This is a genomic window from Nonomuraea terrae (assembly GCF_044465245.1).
Classification (GTDB): domain Bacteria; phylum Actinomycetota; class Actinomycetes; order Streptosporangiales; family Streptosporangiaceae; genus Nonomuraea; species Nonomuraea terrae.
Window position 1 is genome coordinate 518,051 of the sequence record NZ_JBITLL010000007.1, and the last position, 19,608, is coordinate 537,658.

Here is a 19,608-nt window from a genome sequence, read left to right on the forward strand (position 1 = left end):
CTACGCGGTCCGCCACTCGCGGTAGATCAGCCAGGCCAGGTAGATCCCGCCGAGCCCTCCGGTCAGCACCCCCACGGGCAGCTGGCCGGGGGTCGGCAGCCGCTGGGCCACCAGGTCGGCGGTGGCCAGCAGCAGGGCCCCCATCGCCGCCGACGACGCGATGCCGGGCCCGGGAGCCCGGGTGACCCGCTTGGCCAGCTGCGGCGCCGCCAGCGCCACGAAACCCACCGGCCCCGCGCACGACACGGCCACGCCGGACAGCCCGACCGCGACCAGCAGCAGCACCAGCCGCAGCCGCTCGACCCGCAGCCCCAGCGAGGCCGCCGTGGCGTCGCCCATCTCCAGCAGCGTCGCCGACCGGCTGAGCGCGAGCACCGCAGGCAGCCCGATCAGCACCGCCAGCGCCACCGGCCAGACCCGCTCCCAGCCCGCCCCGGCCAGGCTGCCGATCAGCCACACCTTCGCGCCCTGCGCCTCGTAGAGATCGGCCCTGGTCAGCAGGTACGCGATCAGGGAGTGCAACATCGCGGTCACGCCGATGCCGACCAGCACGAGCCGGGTGCCCTTGACGCCGCGCTTGAACGACAGCACGTACACGAGGGCTCCGGCGGCCAGGCCGCACGCCAGCGCGCCCAGCGAGACGCTCTGCGTGCTCGCCGAGCCCATGACCAGGATCATCAGCACGGCTCCCGCGGCGGCTCCCGCGTTCACGCCGATGATGTCGGGGCTGCCGAGAGGGTTGCGCGACAGGCTCTGCACCACCGCGCCGCCCACGCCCAGCGCCGCGCCGACGAGCAGGGCCAGCAGCACCCGGGGCGCGCGCAGGGTGTAGACGACCAGCTCGGTGGCGGCGTCGCCGTACCCGGCGAGGGTGCGCAGCGCCTCGCCCACGGACAGGGCCGAACCGGTGCTCAGCCCGGTCAGCGCCACCCCGGCGCCGGCCGCGACCATGCAGACCACCGTGACGCAGGCGCGTACGTGGACGCGCAGGGCCAGGCCGGAGATGTGCAGGGTTCTCACGCGGCGACCTCCTTGCGCCGGCGCAGCAGGTAGATGAAGAGCGGCCCTCCGACGAACGCCGTCACGATGCCGGTCTCCAGCTCGCCGGGCCGGACGACGACGCGCCCCAGCACGTCGGAGGCCAGCAGCAGGGCCGGGGCGAGCACGGCGGAGTAGGCCAGCACCCAGCGGTGGTCGGGGCCGGTGAACGAGCGCACGGCGTGCGGGGCCATCAGCCCGATGAAGCCGATCGGCCCGGCCGCCGCCGTCGCCGCCCCGCACAGCAGCGTGATCGCCAGCCCGGCCAGCACCCGCGTACGCCCGAGCCGCACGCCGAGCGCCCGCCCCGTCTGGTCGCCCAGCGCGAGCGCGTTGAGCCCGCGCCCCAGCCCGAGCGCCAGCAGCGCCCCGGCCAGCACGAACGGCGCCACCTGTGCCACCACGTCGAGCGAGCGCCCCGCCAGCGCGCCCACGTCCCAGAACCGCCACCGGTCGAACACCCCGGCGTCCAGCGCCAGCACGCCGTTGATCGCCGCCAGCAGCGAGGCGCTGATGGCGGAGCCGGCCAGCACCAGGCGGGTGGGGTGGTGGGCGCCCAGCGCGTACACGACCACCGCCGCCACCAGCGCTCCCGCCATCGAGAACCACACCCACGTCGTCATGTCGTGCGCGCCGAAGAACAGGATCGAGCAGACCACGGCCAGCGACGCCCCGGAGTTGACCCCGAGCAGCCCGGGATCGGCCAGCGGGTTACGGGTGAGCGCCTGCATGAGCGCCCCGGCCAGGCCGAGCGCGGCTCCCACGCACAGGCCGAGCAGGGTACGGGGGACGCGCAGGTCGTGGATCACGGCCGCCGTCTCGCCGCCGTCAGGGTGCCAGAACTGCCGCCACACCTCGCCGGCGGGAATCGCCTGCGCGCCGACCGCGAGGCTCAGTGCGCCCACGACCACCAGAACCGCCAGGGACAGCACCAGCCCCGTCCACCGCATGACCTACCCCTTTTTAAGGTAAGGCTTACCTTAGCGGGGGATCGGCGGCCTGGCGCACCAGGGTCAGCCGCCCAGGACGCGCCCCGCCATGCGGGCGTACATGCGGCCTGGACTGGGGGAGCTCGTCAGGAAGCCGGGCAGCATCGGCAGGTCCACCGCGAACGGGTCGAGCCGCTCGTACAGCTCGTCGGCGTCCCTCGGGCGGTCGTCCGGGCTCTTCTCCAGCAGCTGCGCCAGCAGCGCCCCCAGCGGCTCCGGCAGCCCCGGCACGGGCGGCGGGCTCTGCCTGACCTGCTTCTCGAAGACCACGTAGTCGGTCGGGCCGGTGAACAACTGGCGCCCGGTCAGCATCTCGTGCAGCACGCAGCCGAGCGCGTACAGGTCGCTGCGCGGCTCGGCGACGCCGTGCTGGATCTGCTCGGGCGCCATGTACGCCGGCGTCCCCATGATCTGCCCGATCCGGGTGAACGTCGTCACGTCCGACTCGCGCAACATCGCCAGGCCGAAGTCGAGCACCTTCACGCTGCCGTCGGGGCAGAGCATGAGGTTCGTCGGCTTCAGGTCGCGATGGCAGATCGACAGCGCGTGGGCCGCCGACAGCACGGCGCACGCCTGGGCCGCGATCGCCGCCGCCCACGGCACCGGCAGCGGCCCGTGCTCGTGCACCACGTCGGCCACCGTGACGCCCTCGATGAACTGCATCACCTGGTAGAGCCGCTGCTCGTGGGTGCCGAAGTCGTACAGGACGGGTGCGCCCGGATGCTCCAGCCGGGCCAGGATGCGCGCCTCGCGCAGGAACCTGCGCTCCAGCTCCTGGTCGGGGCCGCTGGGCAGGCGCAGCAGCTTCACCGCCACCCGGCGGTCGAGATGGCGGTCGTGGCCCGCGTACACGGCTCCCATGCCGCCTTGCCCGAGAGGGAGGTCGTCGAGCTCATAGCGGTCGCCGATGACCATTAGCCCCTCCGCGCTGCCTTTCGTGGAAAATCACTACATTCGGCAAAAGCTACACCGTCAGGACTGCGGGTGCAGATGGCCTTCGGCCAGGCCGTCGAGGCCCAGCCGGATCAGCGTCTGCCCGAGGGACGAGGTCTCACGGATGGCGTCTTCGAGCACGGCGAGCTGCCGGAACGCGGCGCCGTACGCCTTCTGCTCCTTCAGCGGCAGCCGCGGCAGGCGGGTGCGGCGCACGTCGAACCGGCTGGAGCCGGTCGTGACCCGGCCGCCCGCGGCCCGCAGGAAGCCGGCCAGGAAGTCGGGGTCGAGCCGGCGGGCGTCGACCCGGTAGAGCGTCAGGTGCGGGCCCAGCACCGCCCCGCCGCCGTCGGCCACCACCCGGACGGCGGAGTAGGAGGCCACCACGTCGCCCGGGCGGATCGCGACGAGCCCCTGCTGCACCGTGGTCGCCCCCGACGGCGAACTGCCGCTGAACACGTCGTCGGAGGTCAGGACCGGAACGTCGCCCCCGTCGGCGGCCATCTTCGGCGGCGCCTGCGACGTGGTCACCAGGCCCTCCTTGATCAGATCGCCGAGAGTGGTGGCGGGCTGGTCGAGCGGCTGGTCCAGGACCTTCAGGTCGGGCGGCACGGCGGCGGCCGCGAGGAAGCGGTCACGCGCCTCGGCGAACGCCCGCCCGACGTCGTCGCGCCGCTGGTGGCGGGCCGGGGTCATGTCGACCTCGTCGGCCAGCAGGTCGATGATGCGCACCGTCTGCTCGGAGCGTTCCTCGACGTACGCGCGCCAGGCCGGCTCGACCGCCGCCAGGTCGGCCGCGGCGTCGAGGATCAGCACGTCGGACGGCGGGCGCTCGCCCGCCGCCGGGCGGCGCAGCAGCCACAGGTCGGAGCCCGGCAGCGCGACGACCGCCCGCAAGGCGCCCGCGCGCAGCAGGTTGGCGCGGATGCGACGGCCCGGCCGACGGCTCGCGGCGGCCGGCGGCATCAGGATGGCCACCAGGCCGCCCGGCCTGACGTGGGTGAGGCAGTGCTGCACCCAGGCCAGCTCGGACTCGCCGCGCGGCGGCAGGCCGTACTCCCAGCGCGGGTCGCCCGTGAGCTCCTCGTAACCCCAGGCCCGCTCGTTGAACGGCGGATCGCACACCACCGCGTCGGCCCGTTCGCCGGCGAAGCCGTCGTGACGCATGGAGTCGCCGGGCACCACGCTGGCCTCGACGCCGCGCAGCCGCAGCCGGAAGGCCGCGATGGCGGCCGAGGTCTCGCTCAGCTCCTGCCCGAGCACCCTGACCGGACCCGGCGCCGTAAGGGCGGGCGCGAGCAGCAGCGTGCCGACGCCGCAGGCCGGGTCGAGGACGGTGGCGCCGTCCGCGCCCACCAGGGTCACCATCAGCTCGGCCACGTCGTCGCGGGTGACGGAGAGCCGGCGCGAGTGGGCCTCGAGGTAGCGCTCGCAGAGGAACTCGTACGCGGCCGCCGGGCCGTGCTCCTGGCCCAGCTCCAGGACGAGCCGCGCCAGCTCGGGATCGAGCGCGGCGTCGGAGACGTCGGCGGCGCCGGTCAGCAGGGCTCCGGCGTGGGCCACCAGCTCGCCGAGCCGCAAATCACCGGCGGCTTTCAGGCGTTGCCACACCCGATCTCCCAGGGAGACCTGGTAGGACTTCCCATAGCGCCGCAGCCAGGACTCGACCTGCCGCAGTGAGAACAACGGCTGGTTGGCCGTGCCGCCGATGGGCTGGGGGAAGTCGTCGTGGCGGCGGCGCCAGTTGCTCACCGCGGCCCGCCCGACACCGGCGAGCCGGGCGATGTCCCCGGCGTTGACGGTCGGGTCGTGGCTCATGGACCCCACAGTAGTTCACAAGAGTCTTCAGCGCATCTGCTTGTGAAGTCTTTCAACCAATGATTTACTGCAGGGTATGAAGCACAACATCCGCTATGCCGCCGGATCAGACGTGGGCCGCCGCAGGGAGCAGAACGAAGACTCCGGCTATGCGAGTGGCCGCTTGCTCGTGGTGGCTGACGGCATGGGTGGACACGCGGCCGGCGAGCTGGCGAGCTCGGCGGCGATCGCCGTCATGCGTGAGCTCGACGCCACGCTTCCCGAGACGGGCTCCGACCTGGAGGCCGCGCTGGAAGGGGCCGTGCACGAGGCCGCGCGCAGGCTGGTCGAGCTGGCCGAGATCGACCCCGCCCGCCGGGGGATGGGGACCACGGTGACCGCCATGCTCTGGGACGGTTACCGGTTCGCCCTGGCTCATCTCGGTGACTCCCGCGGATATCTGCTTCGCGATGGTGCTCTCTATCAGATGACCAAGGATCACACACTTGTGCAGTCGATGGTGGACGAAGGCCGGATAACGGAGGACCAGGCCGCCGTGCACCCCCGGCGCTCCATGGTGCTGCGCGTGCTGGGCAGCGAGGGCCGGGCCGAGCCCGACATGGCGCTGCGCGAGGCCGAGCCGGACGACCGCTACCTGCTGTGCTCCGACGGGCTGACGACCGTGCTCGGGCCCGAGGTGCTGCACGAGGTGCTGACCACGGTGGTGGACCCGGCGGCGGCCGTGCAGCGGCTCATCGACCTGGCGAACGAGGGCGGCTCGCCCGACAACGTGACCGTGATCGTGGCCGACGTGGTCGCGCCGGGCGCGGGGGACGTGGCCGTTTATCGCGTGGGTGCGGGGATCTGACGCCGTATCACCTGCCTCATCGGTCACAGAGCCGATATTTCGCCTCATAGCGCGACATTTTCCGAGTGAGCCGCGCAATTTCTCGATGGCGCTATTACAGTCCATCGTGATTTATCGGTTTTCTGGAGGAGTCGTCCTGGACCCGATCGCGGACGAGCTGCTGAAAACGGTGCGGCAGGAACTCGGCTACAAGGAGAAGAGCGGCCAGTTCACCAAGTTCGGCGAGTGGTACGCGGATCGCGTGCAAGATTCCCAGTTCCGCAACGGGGCATGGTGCGACATGTTCCTCGCCTGGGCGGCCAACAAGGCGGATATTTCCGAATACGTCGGTGAGTTCGCCTGGACGCCGTCCCACGCGGCCTGGTTCATCAAGCAGGGCGCCTGGACGCAGAAGCCCGAGCCGGGGGCGCTGGTCTTCTTCGACTGGAGCGGCGGCAGCAGCTACAAGGGCGTCGACCACGTGGGCGTCGTCGAGCGCGTCGAGGGCACGAAGATCCACACCATCGAGGCGAACGTCGACCGCGTCTGGCTCAAGCGCAAGACCAGGGAGACCGACAAGGTCGTCGGCTACGGCGTCCCGCGCATCGTCAAGGAGCGCGCCGAGCGCGACGAGATCCGCTCCACCGAACGGCCCTTCGTCCCCCTGCCGCGCGCCGAGGCGCCGCCGTCGTCGCCCCTCGACGTCTTAGGCACCCCGCCCGCGCTGCTGGCCGTCATGGTGCTCGTCATCCTCGTGCTCTCGCTCCGGGTCACCGGCCGCCGCCGCGGCTCCCACCGCCGCCTGCCCTGGCCGTGGAACGCGCCATTCACCCGCAAGCCCGCTGAGCCCGCGTCCGGCCCCCCGAAGGTCCCGTCGCCCAGGAACCCGCTGGCGGCCGACAAGGAGCCGCCGCGCCCCCGCGCCACCGCGGGCCGGACCTCCGGAGCCCGCGACCGGACCACCCCGCCGGCCCGTCCCGAGCGGACCCGCGTCCCCGCCGGTCCCGCCCGCCGGTCCACTCCCACCAGGCGCAAGCCGTACGATCCGACCTGATCGTCAGGTCGTGAGGTCGACGACCGCCTTGACGTCGCCCGCGGGTTCGAAGGCCTCCAGGGCGTTCGAGAGGGGGACGCGGCGGGTGATGAGGCGTCCCAGCCAGGACAGGTCCGCCTTGGCCAGCGCGGCCGCGGCGTCGCGGTAGTGGCGCTGGTTGGCGTTGACCGTGCCGAAGACCACGTCGTTCTCCAGGACGATGTCCCGGTTGATCACCCCCGCGTCCACGCGGTGCGCGCGCCCGCCCGACGACAGGCCGCACAGGCAGACGATGCCCGCGGCGGCCGTGGTGGTCAGGGCGTCGATGACGAGCTGCCCCGCCCCGGTGCACTCGATGATGACGTCCGGCTTGTCGTCCCCGAACGCCTCCAGCGTCGAGGACGAGTGGTACGTCGCCCCCAGCTCCTCCACCAGGCTCGACTTGAGGCCCGGCGCGGCCCGGTCGAGCACGTGGACCTCCAGACCGCGCTGCCGCCCGAACAGCGCCGCCAGCAGCCCCACCGGCCCGGCGCCGGTGACCAGCACGCTCTGCGGGTCGAACCAGGCCCGTGAGCCGATCCGCTCGATCTGCTCCCACGCCTTGGCCACCACCGATGCGGTCTCCACCAGCACGCCGACGCTCTCCAGCGAGGGATCCACCCGGACGGCGTAGGCGGCCTTCACGGTCCACAGCTCGCTGGCGTACCCGTCGAGCTCCTTGATGCCGCGCTCGGTGTAGCGGCCGTTGCGGCACATGTCGAACTCGCCGCGCCGGCAGGCCCCGCACGGCTCGGGATCGGGCCGGCGGACGACGCCCACGACCAGGTCGCCGGGCGAGAACGCCGAGCCCTCGGGGCTCTCCAGCACCCGGCCGAGCGACTCGTGCCCGATGACCATGCGCTCGCGTTCCGGCGGCGGCCAGCCGTACTCGCCCAGCTCCAGCTCCCGGTCGGTGCCGCAGACGCCCAGGGCGAGCCCCTGGACGAGCAGCTCGCCCGGGCCCGGCCGCGGGTCGGGGAGCTCCTCCACGGCGAGCGTCCCTTTCGTGCGGGGTACGAACGTCAGTGCGCGCATCGCTCTCACCCCCTCGCCTCTGCCCCTACCCCGGCGACTGTGGGAAATAGTAGGACGTCCTAGTATCTTCGAAGGTGAAGCCTCCACGAAGGAGTGATCAGGCGTGCACGTCCCGGTACACCCCGTACGTTTCGTGACCGCCGCGGCCCTGTTCGACGGGCACGACGCGGCGATCAACATCATGCGGCGGATCCTGCAGACCCAGGGAGCGGAGGTCATCCACCTGGGCCACAACCGTTCCGTGGACGAGATCGTCACGGCCGCCATCCAGGAGGACGTCCAGGGCGTCGCCATCAGCTCCTACCAGGGCGGCCACGTCGAGTTCTTCTCCTACCTGGTGGAGCTGCTGCGCGAGCGCGGCGCCGGGCACATCAGGGTGTACGGCGGCGGCGGGGGAGTGATCGTCCCCGAGGAGATCGAGCTGCTGCACTCGCGCGGCGTCGCCCGCGTCTTCTCGCCCGAGGACGGCCAGCGGTACGGCCTGCCCGGCATGATCAACAAGCTGATCGAGGAGTGTGACGTCGAGCTGGGCGACCCGCCGTCGGTGGAGGCCGTGGTCTCCGGCGACCAGGCGGCGCTGGCCCGCGCGATCACCCTCATCGAGTCAGGACGCGCCCCCGAGGACCTCGTCGCGGGCCTGCGCGCGGCCGGAGCTAAGGAGCGCGACGGCGGGGCGGCCCCCGTGCTCGGCATCACCGGCACCGGCGGCTCCGGCAAGTCGTCGCTCACCGACGAGCTGGTCCGCCGCTTCCGCGTCGACAACGACGACAAGCTGCGCATCGCGGTCATCGCCATCGACCCCACCCGCAGGCGCGGCGGCGGCGCCCTGCTCGGCGACCGCATCCGGATGAACAGCCTGGGCCCGCAGACGTACTTCCGCTCCCTGGCCACCCGGGGCGCGAGCAGCGAGGTGCCGGCCTGCCTCGACGACGTGGTCACCGCCTGCCGGGCCGCCGGACACGACCTGGTGATCATCGAGACGCCCGGCATCGGCCAGGGCGACGCCGGGATCGTCCCGCACGTGGACGTGCCGATCTACGTGATGACGCCGGAGTTCGGCGCGGCCTCCCAGCTGGAGAAGATCGACATGCTCGACTTCGCCGAGGCCGTGGTCATCAACAAGTACGAGCGCCGCGGCGCCGAGGACGCCCTGCGCGACGTGCGCCGCCAGCTCGTGCGCAACCGCGAGGCGTTCGGGGCCAGGCCCGAGGACATGCCGGTCTTCGGCACCATCGCCGCCCGCTACAACGACGCCGGCGTCACGGCCGTCTACCACCACCTCAAGCCGCTGCTCGGGATCGGGACGGGCCCGGGGCTGCTGCCGCGGGTGGAGGGGCGCACCTCCGAGGTGTCGGCGGCCATCGTGCCGCCCGCCCGGTCGCGCTACCTGGCGGAGATCGCCGAGACCGTGCGGGCGTACCACGCCGAGACGCTCGCGCAGGCCGAGATCGCCCGCCGCCGCCAGCAGCTCGCCGCGGTCCGCGAGATGCTGGGGGAGGACGGAGGGCGGCTCGCCGAGCTGGCCGAGCAGGCGGAAAGCGCCCTGACCGAGGAGAGCCGCGCGCTGCTCGACGGCTGGCCCGCCATCAAGGAGCGCTACCGCGCCGACGAGCTGGTCGTGAAGATCCGCGACCGGGAGATCCACACCCCGCTCTGGCGCGAGACGCTCTCGGGCAACCGCGTGCCCCGGGTCGCGCTGCCGCGTTACAGCGACCACGGCGACCTGCTGCGGTTCCTGCGCAGTGAGAACCTGCCGGGGATGTTCCCGTTCACCGCGGGGGTGTTCCCGTTCAAGCGGGACGACGAGGACCCGACGCGGATGTTCGCCGGCGAAGGCGACCCGTTCCGTACGAACCGGCGCTTCAAGCTGCTGTCGGAGGGCCAGCCGGCGACGCGGCTGTCCACCGCGTTCGACTCGGTGACCCTGTACGGCCACGACCCCGACCCTCGGCCCGACATTTACGGAAAAGTCGGCACTTCTGGGGTGTCAATCGCGACGCTCGACGACATGAAGGTGCTCTACGACGGCTTCGACCTGGCGGCGCCCAACACGTCCGTGTCGATGACCATCAACGGCCCCGCCCCGACGATCCTGGCCTTCTACCTCAACACCGCCATCGACCAGGCCAGAGAGCGCTTCCGCGCCGAGCACGGCCGCGACCCCGGCGAGCAGGAGGACCGCGAGCTGCGCACCCGCACGCTTGCCACGGTCAGGGGCACGGTGCAGGCCGACATCCTCAAGGAGGACCAGGGCCAGAACACCTGCATCTTCTCCACCGAGTTCTCGCTGCGAATGATGGCCGACATCCAGGAGTGGTTCATCGCGAACGGCGTGCGCAACTTCTACTCGGTCTCGATCTCCGGTTACCACATCGCCGAGGCCGGGGCCAACCCCATCAGCCAGCTCGCCTTCACCCTCTCCAACGGCTTCACCTACGTGGAGGCGTACCTGTCCAGGGGGATGAACGTCGACGACTTCGCGCCGAACCTGTCGTTCTTCTTCTCCAACGGCATGGACCCGGAGTACAGCGTTCTCGGACGGGTGGCCCGCCGCATCTGGGCGGTGGCCATGCGCGAGCGGTACGGCGCCAACGAGCGCTCGCAGAAGCTGAAGTACCACATCCAGACCTCGGGCCGTTCGCTGCACGCCCAGGAGATGAACTTCAACGACATCCGCACCACCCTGCAGGCCCTGATCGCCATCTACGACAACTGCAACAGCCTGCACACCAACGCCTTCGACGAGGCCGTGACCACGCCGTCGGCCGACTCGGTGCGCCGCGCCATGGCGATCCAGATGATCATCAACCGTGAATGGGGCCTGGCCAAGAACGAGAACCCGCTGCAGGGCTCGTTCATCGTCGAGGAGCTCACGGACCTGGTGGAGGAGGCGGTGCTGAGCGAGTTCGAGCGGCTGTCGGAGCGCGGCGGCGTGCTCGGCGCGATGGAGACCGGCTACCAGCGCGGCAAGATCCAGGACGAGTCCATGCTGTACGAGATGCGCAAGCACGACGGCTCGCTGCCGATCATCGGCGTGAACACGTTCCGCAACCCGGAAGGCGCCGACCAGTCCGACGCCCACAAGCTGGAGCTGGCCCGCGGCACCGAGGAGGAGAAGCGCTCCCAGCTGGAACGCCTGAGCGCCTTCCAGGACCGCCACCGCGACGAGGCCCCCGCCCAGCTCGCCCGCCTGCGCCAGGTGGCGATGTCGGAGGGAAACGCGTTCGAGGTCCTGATGGACGCGGCCCGCGTCTGCTCTCTCGGCCAGATCACCGACGCCCTCTTCGAAGCCGGCGGCCAGTACCGCCGCAACGTCTAGCGCTTCGGCACTTTCGGCTGACATCGCGGCAGGGCCGTCTCGGGCTGAGCCGGCGGCGGACGGGGTGATCGAGTGGGCCGGGCCCCATGGATAGGATCAAGAAGGGGGCACGCTCAGCGAAGAAAGATCGCTAACAGGAGGTTTCATGTCCGACGTCACTCTCAGGGGCAACCCGGTCACCGTGGCCGGCACCTTCCCCAAGCCGGGCGACACCGCGCCCGCGTTCCGCCTGGTCGGGGCTGACCTGGCCGACCGGTCGCTCGACGACTTCGGCCAGAAGACCAAGGTGCTCAACATCTTCCCGAGCCTTGACACCGGCACCTGCGCGGCCAGCGTGCGCCGTTTCAACGAGGTGGCCGCCGAGCACCCCGACATCGCCGTGCTGTGCATCTCCGCGGACCTGCCGTTCGCGCAGAAGCGGTTCTGCGGCGCCGAGGGGCTCGAGAACGTGACCACGCTCTCGGCCATGCGCGGCCGTGAGTTCCTCAAGGACTACGGCGTGGCGCTGGAGTCGAGCCCGATGGCCGGGCTGGCCGCGCGCGCGGTGGTCGTGCTCGACGGCGACAACAAGGTCGTCTACTCCCAGCTGGTGCCCGAGATCAGCCAGGAGCCCGACTACGACGCCGCGCTCGCGGCGCTCAAGTGAGTCTTGAACTCTCCGGCCAGCTCCAGTAGGTGCTGATCGCCCGTGGCGGTGTGCTGGAGGTCGAGGATGACCTCGTCGACCCCGGCCGCCGCCACGGTGGCGAGATAGGCCGACAACTCGCCGACCGTGCCGCTGCGCGGCGGTGTGCCCGCGTCGGTCACGATCGGGTTGGCCCGCAGGATCATGCGCAGCGCGCCGGGGTCGCGGCCGGCCTCCTCGGCGCTGCGGCACACCGTCCGCCACATGGCGGTGAGCACGGGCACCGGCAGCGACGCGGTCAGCCAGCCGTCGGCGCGGCGGCCGACGCGGCGCAGCGCCGCGTCGGAGAAGCCGGCCAGGTGGATCGGCGGGCGGCGGGCCGGCTTGGGCTCGATGTGGCTGGGCACGATCGTCCACAGGTCGTGCTCGAACTCCACCGGGTCGCTCGTCCAGATGGCTTCCAGCGCGTCGAGCGTGGCGTCGTAGCGGCCGGCGCGATCCTTCCACGGCACCCCGGCGGCGGCGTACTCGTCCGACGACCAGCCGAGCCCGAACCCCGCCTCCAGCCGGCCGCCGCTCAGGTGGTCGATCGTGGTGAGCGAACGGGCCAGCACCACCGGCGGATACCAGCAGGCGTTGAGCGCGCTCGTGCCCAGGCGTACGGCCGAGGTGACCGAGGCGGCCACCGACAGCACCGCGAACGGGTCGAGGAACACCCGGTGCGCCTCCGGGATCGCCCCGTCGCCGCCCGGATAGCGGTCTTTCGGGCGCAGCGGCGTCATCAGCCGGTCGCCCGCCCACAGGCTGTCGAAGCCCATGGCCTCGGCCTCCCGCGCGACCCGCAGCACACTGGACGATGCGGCGAAGACGCCGTACTGCGGTACTGCCAGCCCGATACGCATGCCCCGGCCCTTTCCGCCCACGCCGCACAGGATGGCAGTGATCTTCTCACGCCCGCGCGGGACGCGACGAGCACGCTCGTAAGCTGGGGTGCGTGGCTCCGGTGCTGACCTTGCTCGACGGCGTCCGCTGGCGAGGGGCGCGCGTGATCGGCGATCGCGCGCACACCCTGCTGGCGGTCCTCGCCCTGCACGGCCGGGCCGGGGCCGGTGACGAGCGCCTGGTCGAGGAGCTGTGGCCGGGCCGCCCGCCCGCCAACCCGACGAAGGCGTTGCACGTCGTCGTGTCGCGGACCCGTGCCGCGACCTGCGCCGACGCCGTGACGCGCACGGCCCGCGGCTACCGCCTCGGCCTGCCCGACGAGCAGGTGGACGCGCTGCTGCTCGGTCTCCTGGTCGAGCGGGCGCACGCCGCGCTGGCCGAGGACGACGTGGCGGGCGCGCGCCGCCACGCCGAAGAGGCCATGGACCTCGTGGCCGGCGGCCTGGAGGCCGCCACCGGCCCGCTGGCCGACCTGAGGGCCGTCGCCGCCGGTCAGCTGGCCGAGGCGCGGCGGGTGTCGGCCGTCGCGCGCTCCCGAGGCGGCGACCACAAGGACGCGCTGCCCCTGCTGGAGGAGGCCGCGGCCGTCCGGCCGCACGACGAGGAGCTGCTCGCCTGCCTGCTGCGCAGCGAGGCGGCGGTGCGCGGCGCCGCCGCGGCGCTGGAGCGCTACGAACGCCATCGCGCGGACCTGGCCGAGCGCCTCGGCACGGACCCGGGGCCGGAGCTCGCCCGCGTGCACGCCGCGTTACTCGCCGCCGACCGGCCCGTGCGAGCGGGCGTGCTGTACGACGGCTCCTCGCTGCTCGGCCGCGACGGCGACATCCGCGCGGTGCACGCCCTGCTGCGGGCCAACCGGGTGGTCTCCGTCATCGGGCCCGGCGGGCTGGGCAAGACGCGCCTCGCCCACGTCGTCGGCAGGAACGCCACGCAACCCGTCGTCCACTTCGTCGCGCTCGTCGGCGTCTCCTCGCCCGAGGGAGTCATCGGCGAGGTCGGCTCGGCGCTCGGGGTCCGCGACTCGGTCAGCGGGCGCCGTGCGCTGACGTCCGAGCAGCGTGCCGACATCCGCGCCCGCATCGCCGGGCATCTCGACCAGGCCCCGGCCTTGCTGATTCTCGACAACTGCGAGCACGTGATCGATGCCGTCGCCGATCTGACGGCCTTCCTGACCGCCACCACGCGAGACCTGCGGGTGCTGACCACGTCCCGCGCCCCGTTGTCGATCCCCGCCGAGCGGGTCTACCCGCTGGGCGAGCTGGAGCCCGGCGACGCGGTGGAGCTCTTCCGCCAGCGCGCCACGGCGGCCCGCCCCGGCGTGCGCATCGACGACAGGGCGGTCCGCGAGATCGTCACCCGGCTGGACGGGCTGCCGCTCGCGATCGAGCTGGCCGCGGCCAAGGCGCGGGTGATGTCGGTCGAGGAGATCGCGCGGCGCCTGGCCGATCGGTTCGCCCTGCTGCGCGGCGGCGATCGCAGCGCCCCTGACCGGCATCAGACGCTCCTCGCGGTCATCGACTGGTCGTGGAACCTGCTCGCTGAACCGGAGCGTCGGGCCCTGCGGTGGTTGTCCCGGTTCGGCGACGGCTTCACGCTGGCCGCCGCCGAGCACGTGCTCGGCCCCGACGCCCTGCACGCCGTGCAGGCGCTGGCCGAGCAGTCACTGCTGAGCGTCCAGGAGACGGCGTACGGCATGCGTTACCGGATGCTGGAGACCGTCAGGGAGTTCGGCCGGGTGCGCCTGAAGGAGGCCGGCGAAGAACCGCCCGCGCGGGCCGCGCTGCGGGCGTGGGCGACGGACTACTCGCGGCAGAACGCCGCCAAGGTGTTCAGTCCGGACCAGTTCGCGGCGGTCGACGCGTTGCGGGCCGAAGAGGTCAATCTCACCGATCTGCTCCGTCAGGCGCTCGCCGAGCCCGACCCCGCCACGGCGGTCCAGTTGCTGAACGGCGTGGGCGCGTTGTGGTCGATCCGCGGCGACCACGCCAGGGTCATCGCGCTCAGAGACGCGATCATCCAGGCGGTCAGGGGGTGGTTCCCGTCGCCGGAGCTCGTGGAGGCCACCCGGGCCGCCCTGTTGGTCACGCTCATGAACACGATGATCGTCGTCGACGGCCGCGACGGGCAGCTGCGCGAGCTGCTCAGCCGGCTGCCCGTCCACGACACGACGGATTCTCGCCTCGCGGCGATGGTGACGGTGGCGCTCGCGTGCGACCCGTCGGAAGGCGCCGATCTGCGGGGCCGGCTGGAGATGTTGTGCCGCAGCGCCGACCGTGACGTGGCGCTGATGGCGGCGCAGGCGAGCGTCCACGTCCTGGAGAACGCGGGCGACACGGCCGGCGCGATCGCGGCGGCCGAGCGTGCCCTGACGCTGCTCCGCGAGGACGAGGGGCCGTGGTTCGCGGCCGTCCTGCACAACGTGCTGGGCCACTTGAGCATGCAGCGCGGCGACCGGCGGCGGGCGATCGCCCATGCGCGCGTCGCGCTGCCGGTCCTGCGCCGCCTCGGCGCCACGGACGACGAGACGCAGCTGCGCTCCATACTGCTGATCACCGCGATCGCCGACGGCGACCACGCGACCGCGGAAGCCGAGTTCGCGGAGATCATCCGCATCAACGACAGCGAGGCGGTTCTCGGCGGGCTGGCGATCGTCTCGTTGTGCGCCGCCGAACTCGCCCTCGCGCGCGGCGAGACGGCGGCCGCCCTCGCCGACTACCGCCTGGCCGTCCAGCGGGCGCGCGATCTGCGGCTGCCGGGGATGCCGAGCTCGGGGTTCGAGCCGTGGGTGGTCACGGCGGAGGCGCTCGCCCTGACGGCGCACGCCTACCACGCCGGGCCGGCGGATGTCCCGTACGGTGAGGAGTTGTTCCTGTCCTGCTCCACCGGCCGGGCCCGCGATGTGCTGAACGCGGAGAGCACGCTCATCGACTACCCGGTGAGCGGCTCGCTGCTCTTCGCGCTCGGCGTCTGGGGGCTGTTGCGGGAGGCCATGGCTCCCCGCGACGCGGTCGCTCTGCTGGTGCTGGCCGAGCGGTTCTCCTACAACGGCATGATGCCCAGCATGACCTTTGAGCAGATCGAGCCGTACGCCGAGGACGTCGCGCCGGGGATGCTCGCCCGTGTGCGCGCCGAGTACGGCGACCGGCGCGGCGACGACCTCCTCGGCGAAGCACTGGCTCTTCTCCGCAGACTCTCGGGGCACCACGGCCGGGGGTCAGATGTGTCGCTTGTAGCTGCGTACCGACAGCGGCGCGAAGATCGCGACGACGACCAGGCAGGCCAGCAGCGTCCAGGCCACCTCTCCGCTCACGAGAGCGCCGTTGGCGAGGTCGCGAGCGGCCGTGACCAGGTGTGAGACCGGGTTGACCCGGACGAACGCGGCAAGCCAGCCGGGCAGTGTGCCGACGGGGACGAACGCGTTCGACAGGAAGGTCAGCGGAAACAGGATCATCATGGAGATGCCCTGGACGGCCTGGGCGCTCTTGGCGATCGTGCCGACCCAGGTGAAGATCCACGCCAGCGACCAGCCGGTGAGGATCGCCAGCAGGATCGCGGCGAGCACGCCCGTCACCCCTCCACCGGGGCGATAGCCCATCAGCAGGCCCATGGAGAAGGTCAGGGTCGCCGCGGTCGCGTAGCGCAGCAGGTCGGCCACCATCGGCCCGGCGAGCGGCGCGATCCGGGCGATCGGCAACGACTTGAACCTGTCGAAGACGCCCTTCTCCATGTCCTCGCGCAGCTGCGTCCCGGTGACCATGCACGTCGTCAGCACGGTCTGGGCGAGGATGCCCGGGATCATCAGCGGGAGATAGCTCTCCACGTCACCGGCGATCGCGCCGCCGAAGACATAGGCGAACATCGCGGTGAACAAGATCGGCTGCAGCACCACGTCGAAGAACTGCTCGGGGTTGCGGCGCATCTTCTTGACGGCCCGCCACGCCATCGTCATGGTCTGGGCGAGCGTCTCGCCCATGGAGACGTGCCGGCGGGCGGCCGCCACCCGCTCCGCCGCCCGTACGGTCTGCCGGGCGGGCGCGATCGTGCTGCTCATCGGTTCTCCTCCACATCGGTCCTGTCATCCGTCTCGTGACCGGTCAGGGCGAGGAACACCTCGTCCAGGCTGGGCTTGGCCACGCTCACCGAGGAGATCGAGACCCCGGCGGTACGCAGCGCGATCAGCACGTCCGCGGCCCGGTCGGCCTGGTCGAGCGCGACGTTGAGGCGGCCCTGCTCCGGGCTGAGCACCGGGTCGGAGCCGAGGACGCGCCGGACCACCTCGACGGCGGCCGGCACCTCGCCGGGTTCGGCGAGCAGCAGCTGCAGGGTGGAGTCGCCGACCGCCGTCTTCAGCTCGTCGGGCGTGCCCTCGGCCACCTTCCGGCCGCGGTCGATGACGGCGATGCGATCGGCGAGCTGGTCGGCCTCGTCGAGGTACTGCGTGGTGAGCAGCACCGTGCAGCCGTCGGCCACCAGGCCGCGGATGGTGTCCCACATCTGGCCGCGGGTCCGCGGGTCGAGGCCGGTGGTCGGTTCGTCGAGGAAGATCAACGGCGGTCTCGTGATCAGGCTGGCGGCCAGGTCGAGGCGGCGCCGCATGCCGCCGGAGAAGTGCGCGAGCGTCTTGTCCGCGGCCTCTTCCAGGCCGAACTGGCCGAGCAGCCGGTCGGCGATCCGCTTGGCGCGCGCGGAGGGGATGCCCTGCAGCCGGCTGAAGAGCCAGAGGTTCTCGCGCGCGGTCAGGTTCTCGTCGACCGAGGCGTACTGCCCGGTGACGCCGACCAGCTGCCTGATCACGTGCGGGTCGGCGGCCACGTCCACGCCGAAGATCTCGGCACGGCCGGCGTCGATCGGCAGCAGCGTCGCCAGCATCCGCAGCGTGGTGGTCTTGCCGGCGCCGTTCGGGCCGAGGACGCCGAAGATCTCGCCGGCCCGTACGTCGAGGTCGATGCCGTCCACGGCACGATGCTCGCCGAACGCCTTGACCAGCCCTTCCGCGCGTACGGCCGGTTCCGTTCCGGGTTCTGTGATGTTCATGACAGCACTGTCGCCGCCCCCGGTTTCACGGCCCCCTCGCGCCGGTTTCACGACCTAGGCTGCTGGTGTGGACGACACCGGAGCAACCGTGGAGATCCCCGGCGCCGTACGCCGGATCGTGTCGCTGGTGCCGTCGCTGACCGAGTCGGTGGCGGCGACCGTCCCGGACGCGCTGGTGGGGGCCACCGACTGGTGCTCCCACCCGGCCGATCTCGACGTGGCGAGGGTCCGCGGCACCAAGAACCCCGACCTCGACACGATCAGGCGGCTGCGGCCCGACGTGGTCCTGGCCAACTTCGAGGAGAACCGCCCACAGGACATCGAGGCCCTGCGCGCGGCGGGGCTCGCGGTCTGGGTCACCCGGATCGTGACGCTGGAGCAGGCGTTCGCCTCGCTGGAGCGCATGTTCACCCGGGCGTGCCGCGTCGAGCCGCCCGCCTGGCTGGCGGCGGCGCGGCGGGCGTGGGGCGAGCCGTACGCGGGCCCGAGACGCACGGCGATCGTGCCGATCTGGCGGCGCCCCTGGATGGTGGCAGGCCGTGAGACGTTCACCGGCGACGTGCTGCGCCACCTGGGCGTGGACAACCTGTACGCCGACCATCCCGAGCGCTATCCCAAGATCCCGCTTCCCGAGCTGACCGCACGCCGCCCCGACCTCGTGGTCCTGCCCGACGAGCCGTACACCTTCAGCGCGGGCGACGGCCCCGAGTCGTTCCCCGGCCTCACCTGCGCCCTGGTCAGCGGCCGCCTGCTCACGTGGTACGGCCCGTCCCTCGTGGACGCCCCCGCCCTGCTGCGCGCGGCGCTCGGCTGACCGCCTCAGCCCACCGCGCCGGGCTCGGCGGCCAGCGCGGCGTCGACGGAGGCGGCGGAGAGCACGTGCTCCATGACGATCACCGCCATCCCCACGATCGCCGCCCGCTCGCCCAGCGAGCCGGTGGCGATCTTGAGGTTGCGGGTCGTGTACGGCAGGCTGCGCCGGTAGACGATCTCCCTGATGCCCGTCAGGTAGTGCTCGCCGGTCGCGGCCATGTCGCCGGACAACACCAGCACGGCCGGGTTGAGCAGGCTGATCGCGGTGGCCAGCACCACGCCCAGCGTGCGCCCGGCCTCCTGGACGCGTGAGATGGCCGCCGGGTCGCCGGCCTGGACCAGGCGCACGACGTCGCGGCTGGAGCCGACGCCGAGGTCGCCCGCCAGAGCGTGGCCGCTGGCCAGCGACGCCACGCAGCCGCGCGAGCCGCACGTGCAGACGCGGTCGTCGTCCTCGTTTAACCGCACGTGACCGATGTTGCCGGCGGCGTCCTCGACGCCCCGGTAGATGCGGCCGTCGAAGATGATGCCGGTGCCGATCCCCGTGGACACCTTGACCAGCAGCAGCGCGTCGGAGCCGCGCCACGTGGACCACCACTCGCCCAGCGCCATCGCGTTGGCGTCGTTCTCCACCAGGATCGGCACGCCGTACGTCGCGGCGATGGCCTCGCCCACCGGGTAGTCGTCCCAGCCGGGCATGAGGAACGACCGGATGACCCGGCCGCTGGTCTGGTCGACGGAGCCGGGCACGTCGAGGCCCACCCCACACACCTCGTCCGGCATCCGCCCGGCCCGGTCGAGCATGCGCTGGAACGTGTGCCGCACCCACGACAGCACGGCCTCGGGCCCGAGCTCGATGCGCATCTCGGTGCGCTCCTCGGCCAGCGTCCGGGCGGCCAGGTCGGTCAGCGCCACCCTGGCATGGGTGGCGCCCAGGTCGGCCACCAGGATCAGCCTCCTGGCGGCGTCCACGTCCAGCACCGAGGGCGGCCGCCCGCCCCCGGAGCTGGCCACGCCGCACTCGTGGATGTAGCCCGCGTCGATCAGCCGGTCGACCCGGTCGGTGATCGTCGAGCGGGACAGCCCGGTGTGCTCGATCAGCTCCTTGCGGGTACGGCAGGCGCCATCGCGGATGAGCTGGAGGATCTGCCCTGCCGTCAGCAT

Annotated in this window: 14 protein-coding genes and 1 pseudogene; 6 read left to right on the plus strand and 9 right to left on the minus strand. The window is 72.2% G+C overall.

Annotated features, from left to right (window positions below):
• From ACIBP6_RS36495 to ACIBP6_RS36510, 4 genes are all read right to left on the minus strand, one after another.
• Positions 1-1,020: a FecCD family ABC transporter permease gene (locus tag ACIBP6_RS36495; RefSeq protein ID WP_397058436.1), complete on the minus strand. Its 1,020-nt coding sequence runs from the start codon at positions 1,018-1,020 to the stop codon at positions 1-3.
• A complete protein-coding gene (locus ACIBP6_RS36500; protein ID WP_397058438.1) occupies positions 1,017-1,988 on the minus strand; it encodes a FecCD family ABC transporter permease in 972 nt (323 codons plus the stop codon). Before ACIBP6_RS36500 ends, ACIBP6_RS36495 begins: the two co-directional genes overlap by 4 nt.
• A 63-nt stretch (positions 1,989-2,051) precedes the next feature.
• A complete protein-coding gene (locus ACIBP6_RS36505) occupies positions 2,052-2,942 on the minus strand; it encodes a serine/threonine-protein kinase (protein ID WP_397058439.1) in 891 nt (296 codons plus the stop codon).
• A gap of 57 nt (positions 2,943-2,999) precedes the next feature.
• On the minus strand, positions 3,000-4,778 hold the full coding sequence (locus tag ACIBP6_RS36510) for an N-6 DNA methylase (protein WP_397058441.1): 1,779 nt from the start codon (positions 4,776-4,778) through the stop codon (positions 3,000-3,002).
• Positions 4,779-4,854: 76 nt separating this feature from the next.
• Here ACIBP6_RS36510 and ACIBP6_RS36515 point away from each other — a divergent pair, with 76 nt between their 5' ends.
• The gene (locus ACIBP6_RS36515; protein WP_132618713.1) at positions 4,855-5,625 is read left to right on the plus strand and encodes a PP2C family protein-serine/threonine phosphatase; all 771 of its coding nucleotides are present in this window, start codon (positions 4,855-4,857) and stop codon (positions 5,623-5,625) included.
• 85 nt (positions 5,626-5,710) lie between these two features.
• The gene (locus tag ACIBP6_RS36520) at positions 5,711-6,658 is read left to right on the plus strand and encodes a CHAP domain-containing protein (protein WP_397058442.1); all 948 of its coding nucleotides are present in this window, start codon (positions 5,711-5,713) and stop codon (positions 6,656-6,658) included.
• A 3-nt stretch (positions 6,659-6,661) separates the two neighbouring features.
• On the opposite strand, the gene ACIBP6_RS36525 is transcribed toward ACIBP6_RS36520, so the two are convergent.
• Entirely contained in the window at positions 6,662-7,711 is a 1,050-nt protein-coding gene (locus ACIBP6_RS36525) for a glucose 1-dehydrogenase (RefSeq protein WP_397058444.1), read from the minus strand.
• 103 nt (positions 7,712-7,814) lie between these two features.
• On the opposite strand from ACIBP6_RS36525, the gene icmF reads away from it, so the two are divergent.
• Together icmF and tpx are read left to right on the plus strand one after the other, a co-directional pair.
• A complete protein-coding gene (gene icmF / locus ACIBP6_RS36530) occupies positions 7,815-11,030 on the plus strand; it encodes a fused isobutyryl-CoA mutase/GTPase IcmF (RefSeq protein WP_397058446.1) in 3,216 nt (1,071 codons plus the stop codon).
• 145 nt (positions 11,031-11,175) lie between these two features.
• Entirely contained in the window at positions 11,176-11,676 is a 501-nt protein-coding gene (tpx, locus tag ACIBP6_RS36535; RefSeq protein WP_397058448.1) for a thiol peroxidase, read from the plus strand.
• Here tpx and ACIBP6_RS36540 read toward each other — a convergent pair.
• Entirely contained in the window at positions 11,646-12,557 is a 912-nt protein-coding gene (locus ACIBP6_RS36540; protein WP_397058450.1) for a TIGR03619 family F420-dependent LLM class oxidoreductase, read from the minus strand. The two genes, tpx and ACIBP6_RS36540, sit on opposite strands and share 31 nt — an antisense overlap.
• Positions 12,558-12,922: 365 nt before the next feature.
• On the opposite strand from ACIBP6_RS36540, the pseudogene ACIBP6_RS36545 reads away from it, so the two are divergent.
• Positions 12,923-14,113: pseudogene (locus ACIBP6_RS36545) on the plus strand (ATP-binding protein); the annotation flags it as partial.
• Between the two features lie 1,698 nt (positions 14,114-15,811).
• Here the strand turns inward: ACIBP6_RS36545 and ACIBP6_RS36550 are convergent.
• A complete protein-coding gene (locus ACIBP6_RS36550; RefSeq protein ID WP_397058452.1) occupies positions 15,812-16,648 on the minus strand; it encodes an ABC transporter permease in 837 nt (278 codons plus the stop codon).
• Entirely contained in the window at positions 16,645-17,631 is a 987-nt protein-coding gene (locus tag ACIBP6_RS36555; RefSeq protein ID WP_132616854.1) for an ATP-binding cassette domain-containing protein, read from the minus strand. The genes ACIBP6_RS36550 and ACIBP6_RS36555 overlap by 4 nt, the downstream gene beginning before the upstream one ends.
• 67 nt (positions 17,632-17,698) lie before the next feature.
• Here ACIBP6_RS36555 and ACIBP6_RS36560 point away from each other — a divergent pair, with 67 nt between their 5' ends.
• The gene (locus tag ACIBP6_RS36560; RefSeq protein WP_397058455.1) at positions 17,699-18,445 is read left to right on the plus strand and encodes a helical backbone metal receptor; all 747 of its coding nucleotides are present in this window, start codon (positions 17,699-17,701) and stop codon (positions 18,443-18,445) included.
• 5 nt (positions 18,446-18,450) lie between these two features.
• On the opposite strand, the gene ACIBP6_RS36565 is transcribed toward ACIBP6_RS36560, so the two are convergent.
• Positions 18,451-19,608 (minus strand): ROK family transcriptional regulator, encoded by a 1,158-nt coding sequence (locus ACIBP6_RS36565; protein ID WP_397058457.1) that lies wholly within the window; start codon positions 19,606-19,608, stop codon positions 18,451-18,453.

Coding starts and splice junctions, on each gene's coding strand:
- ACIBP6_RS36525 (WP_397058444.1), bottom strand. CDS start 7,711: ATGCGCGCACTGACGTTCGTACCCCGCACGAAAGGGACGCTCGCCGTG.
- tpx (WP_397058448.1), top strand. CDS start 11,176: ATGTCCGACGTCACTCTCAGGGGCAACCCGGTCACCGTGGCCGGCACC.
- ACIBP6_RS36500 (WP_397058438.1), bottom strand. CDS start 1,988: ATGCGGTGGACGGGGCTGGTGCTGTCCCTGGCGGTTCTGGTGGTCGTG.
- ACIBP6_RS36505 (WP_397058439.1), bottom strand. CDS start 2,942: ATGGTCATCGGCGACCGCTATGAGCTCGACGACCTCCCTCTCGGGCAA.
- ACIBP6_RS36565 (WP_397058457.1), bottom strand. CDS start 19,608: ATGCTGACGGCAGGGCAGATCCTCCAGCTCATCCGCGATGGCGCCTGC.
- ACIBP6_RS36520 (WP_397058442.1), top strand. CDS start 5,711: ATGGCGCTATTACAGTCCATCGTGATTTATCGGTTTTCTGGAGGAGTC.
- ACIBP6_RS36510 (WP_397058441.1), bottom strand. CDS start 4,778: ATGAGCCACGACCCGACCGTCAACGCCGGGGACATCGCCCGGCTCGCC.
- ACIBP6_RS36515 (WP_132618713.1), top strand. CDS start 4,855: ATGAAGCACAACATCCGCTATGCCGCCGGATCAGACGTGGGCCGCCGC.
- ACIBP6_RS36550 (WP_397058452.1), bottom strand. CDS start 16,648: ATGAGCAGCACGATCGCGCCCGCCCGGCAGACCGTACGGGCGGCGGAG.
- ACIBP6_RS36555 (WP_132616854.1), bottom strand. CDS start 17,631: ATGAACATCACAGAACCCGGAACGGAACCGGCCGTACGCGCGGAAGGG.
- ACIBP6_RS36540 (WP_397058450.1), bottom strand. CDS start 12,557: ATGCGTATCGGGCTGGCAGTACCGCAGTACGGCGTCTTCGCCGCATCG.